Below are 6,261 nucleotides of genomic sequence, written 5' to 3' on the forward strand. Positions count from 1 at the left end.
TCCTACTCGGCGAGGGCCTTGATGACCTCCTTGGCCACGTCCTCGCTGGACTGCGGGTTCTGGCCGCTGATCAGGTTGCCCTCGCGCACCACGTGGCTGGCCCAGTCCGGGCCGGTCTCCACGTTGGCGTCCTTCCCACGCAGCGCCGTCTCCACGAACCACGGCGTGTTCTCGCCGGTGCCGCCGTTCAGCTCCTCGGAGTTGGTGAACGCTGTCAGCTTGCGGCCCGCAAAAGCAAAGGCGCCGTCGTCGGCCGTTGCGCTGAGCAGGCCAGCCGGGCCGTGGCAGAACGGTGCGATGATCTTGCCGGCGCCGTTGGCCTCCACGAGGATCCGGCCCAGGTCCTTGTCCTGGAAGAGGTCAGCCATGGGGCCGTGGCCGCCCGGCAGGACGACGGCGTCGTACCCTGACATGTCGACGTCGGCCAGCACCAGCGGTGCGAACAGGTCCACCTCGATCATGTCCAGGTAAGTGCGGAAGTCCTCCGCCCGCTCCTCGCTGCCGACCGTCTCCGCCAGCAGGCTGAGCTGGTCCACCGTGGGCTTGACGCCGCCGGGAGTGGCGAAGTCCACCGAGTGTCCGGCCTGCTGCAGGGTCCGGTGCGCAACCACCAGCTCCTCGGCCCAGAATCCGGTGGGGTGCCGGCTGCCATCCTTCATGGTCAGCGAATCGGCCGCCGAGACGACCATCAGAATGTTAGCCATTGTCCTTGCTCCTCGTATGTGGATTTCGTGGTTTCGACGGGCTTGGCTTCGCCGGGCTGAACCACCTGCAGGGCTCAGGTGGCCCAGTTCCTCAGCCGCAGCGGCGTTTCCTCGCCTCCGGCCTTCTGCACCAGCACCTGGTTCAGACCGGTCAGCCCGGTTTCGAAGCCGAGGGCGCTGGCCGCCATGTAGAGCCGCCAGATGCGGGCGCGGCCCTCGGAGGTGAGCCGGACCGCGTCGTCCCACTGTTCCTCGAGGTTCTTCACCCAGGCCCGCAGCGTCAGGGCGTAGTGCCGGCGGAGGGCCTCGACGTCGAGCACCTCGAAGCCGCACTCCTCCAGGGCCGTGACCATCGTCCCCAGGCTGAGCATCTCGCCGTCGGGGAAGACATAGCGGGGGATGAACGAATCGGGGTCATCCTCGGTGGGCCCTGCGTTCCAGGAGATGGCGTGGTTGAGCAGCCGGCCGCCGGGCCGCAGCAGGCCGTGGAGCTGCGAGACATACCGGCCCAGCTGCTCGCGGCCGACATGTTCGGACATGCCGATGGAGCTGATCGCATCGAATGGTCCGTCATCCACGTCGCGGTAGTCCTGGACGCGGATGTCCACGTGCTCCGTCAGCCCGGCCTCGGCCACGCGCTTGCGGGCCAGTTCCGCCTGTTCGGTGGACAGCGTGACGCCGACGACGTTTACCCCGTAGCGCTCAGCCGCATGCAGCGCGAAGCTTCCCCAGCCGCACCCCACGTCCAGCACACGCTGGCCCGGCTTGAGCCCGAGTTTCCGGCAGATCAGGTCGAGCTTCTCCTCCTGCGCCGCCTCCAGGCCCGTGGCCTCGTCTGACCAGACGGCGCATGAGTAGACCAGCGACGGGCCGAGGACCAGCCGGTAAAAGTCGTTGCCGACGTCGTAGTGGTGCGAGATGGCGGCGGCGTCCCGCTTCCTGGAGTGCCGCCTCCCGTGCTTCTCCACCTTTGCTTCCTCCGGCGGGGGAGCTGGGTTGGGGCCGAGTGCGCCCAGCCGGACGCCGGTCTTCAGCAGCGTCCACAGTTCCCGCGGCGTCAGCGGAGTGAAGGGGCCCGGTTCGGCGAACTTGCCGGCAGAGCTGAGTGCCGCGAAGGCCGCGAAGATGTCGCCGTGCGCCTTGATCTCCCCGGCGACGTACGCCCGGCTCAGGCCCAGCTGACCGGGCGACCAGAGGATCCTGCGCAGCGCCCTGCGGGAGGTGAATTCGATCAGTGGTGCGTCAGTGGGGCCCGCTTCCGAGCCGTCCCAGGCACGCAGCCGGACGGGTATCTGCTCGTCTCCCGGCTCTCTCGTGCCCGCTGTCCCGCTGCCGAGAACGATGGCCAAGGCCTTGGCCAGACTTGATGCCGCTCCGCCCGTCTTTGCCATCTTCTTTGCCTCTCGTCCGCTGCCCCAGCTCGCCGGGATGCGCCATTGCAGTCCCGTGGGTTTAAGGTACACAAGCCTGCCTGCACCGGACAGGGAGACAACTCTGTCTCGCGGGTGCCGGCCCCGGGCGGCTACGTTCGTCCCCACGAATTCGCCGGAGGCCTGCCCGGCACGCCGGAAGTTTCCGGCGTCCCCGACGCGCTCCGGCGAACTCGGCGACACTGCGCGGCGCCCGGCGAAGGCAGGTCCCGGCTCTGGACCGGATTTCGGGCCGGTGGGATCCTGATCGCAAGCACCATCCTCAAGGGAGGCTGACGGGCCATGGACGATTCAGCGGAAACGCGGCAGAGGCTGTCGGAGCGGATCGATCAGAAGCAGACGGACATCCGCTCGTATCTGGGGCGGCAGCTGCCCCGCCGACACCGGCTCACGGAATTCAGCGTCATCGGCAGTGTGCTGGCTGCCCTGCTGACGGCCGGCCCGGCGTTCGGCGGCACAGAGTTCACGGCATCAGTCCAGGACATGCTGTCCCTGGGCGATGCTTCGCTGGTGTGGCGGACGCTGTGTTTGGGAGCGGTGATTCTGTCCGTCGGCGCGGGCCTGGCCACGAACTTCGCCAACTCCCAGTCTCTGGCCGAAAAGGTCAGTGCCGCGGAGACGGCCATCGCTCAGCTGGAAGGGCTTCAGCTGTCCTTGGACTTCGGCCGCATAGAGACCGACGAGGCAGCGCTGCTGTTCAAGCAGTTTGTTTCCCACGTGGCCTTCGTCGACGCCGTGCCCTCGCGCTGACCGTTTTTGGTAAAACGTACGACGGCGGGTGGCTGGCAAAAGCGCCAGCCACCCGGTTGTGTCTGCTTACCGTTACGCCAGGATGGCGCAGATATCGGTCACCTTCCCCGGACCTTCAAATGCGCTTACCTGGCGTCCCTTATCGTCCAGCACGAAGGTGACGGTGCCCTCGGTGAGGTAGAGCCCTTCCCGGTCGCCTACAGGAACGATGAGGACGTTTCTTCCCGTTGACGTCACAGTCAACAGCCCCGGTTCGCTTGCATCGATGTGGGTTGCCCCCGTGATCACATAGGTGACACTTTCTCCTGTCTTTACATTTGTGAGGGTCACCCGCTGGTTTGGCGCAGTGATGATCGTGGCCCCTCCGGGTAGTTCGTTGACGCCCGACCCGCCAGTAACGCGCGCCTCGACCCGGAAGCCGCAGTCCCGGTTGATAAAGGTGACGTCGGCGGGAGCCGGGGGCGCGGCGGCAACGGGACCGGCACTTATGACTATGCCAAGCAAAAGGGCAGCAAAGAATGAGAGCTTTTTCATGAGAATTCCATCCAAAATAGGTTGGTGATGGCGCGCATCCGAAATGATCATCGGAAATGAGCGCAGCGGATTAGGAGGCTGAGTTTGGCCGTGAATTATGGAGTAAGCGGCTTTCCCGTGGGGAAGCTCGCAAATGAGTTGCCGCAAGGAATAGCGCCATGCGCCGACTTCCCACCCATTTCCCCCTGCGTAAAAGTAGGGGTCCGCTCTCGGCATTATCTTCTCTGATTAATGCCTAGGTGCAGGATATTAGACCCTGATTCTCGCGCTTGGGAAGACAATTTCATTATTTGTCAAGGAATTCGATCTGGTTGTCACCCGCCTGCTCCACCCGGTTCACCCCGCCGTCGCCGGCCCTTAACCCGGCCGGTCAACGATGGCCCCATGACTGCTCTTTCCCGCCGAAACGTCCTCAAAGGTGCCATCGCCGCTGCCGGTGCCGCCGCCGTCGCACCTTCACTGGTTGTCCCCGCCCACGCAGCCCGGCCATCAGCGGTTCCGCTGGTCCGCAGCCGCCTGACCCTGCCGTCCGGCATTTCCACCGGAGACGTCACCACCAACTCGGGCGTGCTGTGGTCCCGCGCGTCGGGCGCGGGACGGCTGGTTGCCAACCTGTTGGCCGTCGACGAGGACGGATCTGCGCTCCGCGGCAGCCGCGCCTTTAGCCGCGTGCTGCGGGGCACCTCGGCCAGCGAGGCCACCGACTTCACCTCGAAGATCCTCGCCCGCGACCTGCCCGCGGGCACCCGCTTCGCGCTGACCATGCACTTCGAGGACCCGGACGGCAACGCGGGCGAGGCCGCCAAAGGCTCCTTCAGCACCGCGCCCGGCTCGAAGGCGAACAGCCTCTGGTCCCGCAGCAACGGGGAGAAGAGAGGCCAGAGCTTCGTCTGGACCGGCGACACCGCAGGCCAGGGCTGGGGCATCAACGAGCAAATCGGCGGCATGCGCGGGTACGCGGCGATGCTTGCCACCAAGCCGGACTTCTTCATCCACTCCGGCGACACCATCTACGCCGACGGGCCCATCGCCGCGCAGGTCACCGAGCCCGACGGCCAGATCTGGCGCAACCTCGTCACCGAGGAAGTCTCCAAGGTGGCCGAAACCCTCGAGGAGTACCGCGGCCGGCACCGCTACAACATGATGGACCGGAACATCCGCGCGCTCTACGCCGAGGTTCCTGTCATTGCCCAGTGGGACGACCACGAGACCCACAACAACTGGTACCCGGGCCAGATCCTCACCGACTCGCGGTACACCGAGCGCCGCGTTGACGTGCTCGCTGCCCGTGGCCGCCAGGCGTGGCAGGAATACCAGCCCATCGCCCAGCTCAGCGACGGCAGCACAGGTTTCGAACCGGCCCGCATCTACCGCAAGATCACCCGCGGGCCGCAGCTGGACGTCTTCTGCCTGGACATGCGCACGTTCAAGGACCCGAACACGGACGGCAAGGAATCGAACCTCACCCACATCCTTGGCGGGGAGCAGGCCGACTGGCTCATCCGGGAAGTCAGCAGGTCCAAGGCCACGTGGAAGGTGATCTCCGCAGACCTCCCGCTCGGCATCATCGTCCCCGACGGCCCCGCCGCGCAGGAGTCCCTCTCCAACCGCGACGCCGGCGCCCCGTTGGGCAAGGAACTCGAGATTGCGCGGGTCCTGTCCGCGTTCAAGCGCAACCGGGTTAAAAACGTGGTCTGGCTCACCGCTGACGTCCACTACTGCGCCGCGCACCACTACTCGCCGGAGCGCGCCGCCTTCCTGGACTTCGACCCCTTCTGGGAGTTCGTGGGCGGCCCCATCAACGCCGGAAGCTTCGGCCCCAACCAGATGGACGGCACGTTCGGCCCCGAGGTGGTCTTCTCCCGTGCAGGCGCCTACGCCGGCGAGTCACCGCGCAGCGGCGAAAGCCAGTACTTCGGGCATGTGGACCTCGGCGAGGACGACGTCTTCTCCGTCACCCTCCGCAACGCCAACGGCACGGTGATCTTCCGCAAGGACCTGCACCCGGAGCGCTGAGCCCGCTGATTGAGCCTGCCGGGATCTGGCCGGTCCCGGCCGGCTCAATCCACCGTAACCTCGGGCTGCTGCTGTGCGGCGCCCGGGGGCTGGTATTTGATCTGAGCTGCCTGCCGCATGGCGTCCATGGCTTCCTCGACGGTCAGGAGCACTGTTGTTTCGAACGAAGCCAGTGCCCCGCCGCCGCTGATCGCCACCGCCACTGCGGCCATGGACACGTTGTCCGGAGCCTCCCAGAGGTTGTAGCCGTCGTGGGTGCCGAAGGAGTACCAGAATCCGTGGAGCTTCCCGCCCACAGATTCGATGTAGGCTTTCGCGGCCGTTCTCCGGTCCTCGGGATTGCTGGCCAGCCGTGCCCAGGTCTCCGGGGTGTAGCTGAATCTGGATAGATAGAGCGGCATCGTCTGGTCCTTTCGTTCGCTCCCGGAACCGGGATTTACCCAGAATGGCAGGGCGCCGGGCGGCGGGCAACGGCGGGCGTTTCCATCCCGGGGCCGTCGGCTGAGGTGGTAGCCACGTGGCCTGACCAGTGGGACGATTCCACTATGAGCGAGTTTTTTCCGGATCACGGGCCGCACCAGCACGCGCATGCGGCACCCACCACCCAGCAGATGCGCACCATTGGCCAGCGCCGCCGGGACGCGGAAGAGAAGCTGGAACAGCACCTTCAGGAAGCCCGGCACAAAGACGAGTCGCACCATGGTGCGCCCATCACGCAGGCGGTTCCGCTGATCGACGTCGCCGGCCAGGACGACGGCGGCCTGGCCGCCGATAACATCGACCCGAACCCGGGACGGTAATCACGACGGCGGGTGGCCGGCTGACAT

Annotated in this window: 7 protein-coding genes; 3 read left to right on the forward strand and 4 right to left on the reverse strand. The window is 66.3% G+C overall.

What is annotated here, in order from left to right; all coding sequences use genetic code 11:
* Positions 1-2: 2 nt before the first annotated feature.
* Positions 3-704 carry a type 1 glutamine amidotransferase domain-containing protein gene (locus ACFRAH_RS22885; protein WP_377993199.1) on the reverse strand — a complete coding sequence of 234 codons (702 nt, stop codon included), beginning with the start codon at positions 702-704 and terminating at the stop codon, positions 3-5.
* Between the two features lie 74 nt (positions 705-778).
* Positions 779-2,095 (reverse strand): class I SAM-dependent methyltransferase, encoded by a 1,317-nt coding sequence (locus tag ACFRAH_RS22890; RefSeq protein WP_377993200.1) that lies wholly within the window; start codon positions 2,093-2,095, stop codon positions 779-781.
* Between the two features lie 321 nt (positions 2,096-2,416).
* Between ACFRAH_RS22890 and ACFRAH_RS22895 the strand changes: the two genes are divergently transcribed.
* Complete coding sequence (locus ACFRAH_RS22895) at positions 2,417-2,884, forward strand: hypothetical protein (RefSeq protein WP_377993201.1); 468 nt, start codon at positions 2,417-2,419, stop codon at positions 2,882-2,884.
* Positions 2,885-2,956: 72 nt separating this feature from the next.
* On the opposite strand, the gene ACFRAH_RS22900 is transcribed toward ACFRAH_RS22895, so the two are convergent.
* Positions 2,957-3,469 (reverse strand): hypothetical protein, encoded by a 513-nt coding sequence (locus ACFRAH_RS22900; RefSeq protein WP_377993202.1) that lies wholly within the window; start codon positions 3,467-3,469, stop codon positions 2,957-2,959.
* A 333-nt stretch (positions 3,470-3,802) separates the two neighbouring features.
* Between ACFRAH_RS22900 and ACFRAH_RS22905 the strand changes: the two genes are divergently transcribed.
* Positions 3,803-5,434 (forward strand): alkaline phosphatase D family protein, encoded by a 1,632-nt coding sequence (locus ACFRAH_RS22905; RefSeq protein WP_377993203.1) that lies wholly within the window; start codon positions 3,803-3,805, stop codon positions 5,432-5,434.
* Positions 5,435-5,478: 44 nt separating this feature from the next.
* Here the strand turns inward: ACFRAH_RS22905 and ACFRAH_RS22910 are convergent, their stop codons facing one another.
* On the reverse strand, positions 5,479-5,835 hold the full coding sequence (locus tag ACFRAH_RS22910; protein ID WP_377993204.1) for a GYD domain-containing protein: 357 nt from the start codon (positions 5,833-5,835) through the stop codon (positions 5,479-5,481).
* Between the two features lie 144 nt (positions 5,836-5,979).
* Here ACFRAH_RS22910 and ACFRAH_RS22915 point away from each other — a divergent pair, with 144 nt between their 5' ends.
* Positions 5,980-6,234, forward strand: coding sequence for a hypothetical protein (locus tag ACFRAH_RS22915; protein ID WP_377993205.1), 255 nt, complete (start codon positions 5,980-5,982; stop codon positions 6,232-6,234).
* Positions 6,235-6,261 lie beyond the last annotated feature (27 nt).

The sequence above is a fragment of the Arthrobacter sp. NPDC056727 genome (genome assembly GCF_042790555.1).
Taxonomy (GTDB): Bacteria; Actinomycetota; Actinomycetes; order Actinomycetales; family Micrococcaceae; genus Arthrobacter.

Bases quoted from the DNA above. Each gene is read 5' to 3' on its own strand.
- ACFRAH_RS22890 (WP_377993200.1), bottom strand. From the start codon at position 2,095: ATGGCAAAGACGGGCGGAGCGGCATCAAGTCTGGCCAAGGCCTTGGCC.
- ACFRAH_RS22900 (WP_377993202.1), bottom strand. From the start codon at position 3,469: ATGATCATTTCGGATGCGCGCCATCACCAACCTATTTTGGATGGAATT.
- ACFRAH_RS22915 (WP_377993205.1), top strand. From the start codon at position 5,980: ATGAGCGAGTTTTTTCCGGATCACGGGCCGCACCAGCACGCGCATGCG.
- ACFRAH_RS22905 (WP_377993203.1), top strand. From the start codon at position 3,803: ATGACTGCTCTTTCCCGCCGAAACGTCCTCAAAGGTGCCATCGCCGCT.
- ACFRAH_RS22895 (WP_377993201.1), top strand. From the start codon at position 2,417: ATGGACGATTCAGCGGAAACGCGGCAGAGGCTGTCGGAGCGGATCGAT.
- ACFRAH_RS22885 (WP_377993199.1), bottom strand. From the start codon at position 704: ATGGCTAACATTCTGATGGTCGTCTCGGCGGCCGATTCGCTGACCATG.
- ACFRAH_RS22910 (WP_377993204.1), bottom strand. From the start codon at position 5,835: ATGCCGCTCTATCTATCCAGATTCAGCTACACCCCGGAGACCTGGGCA.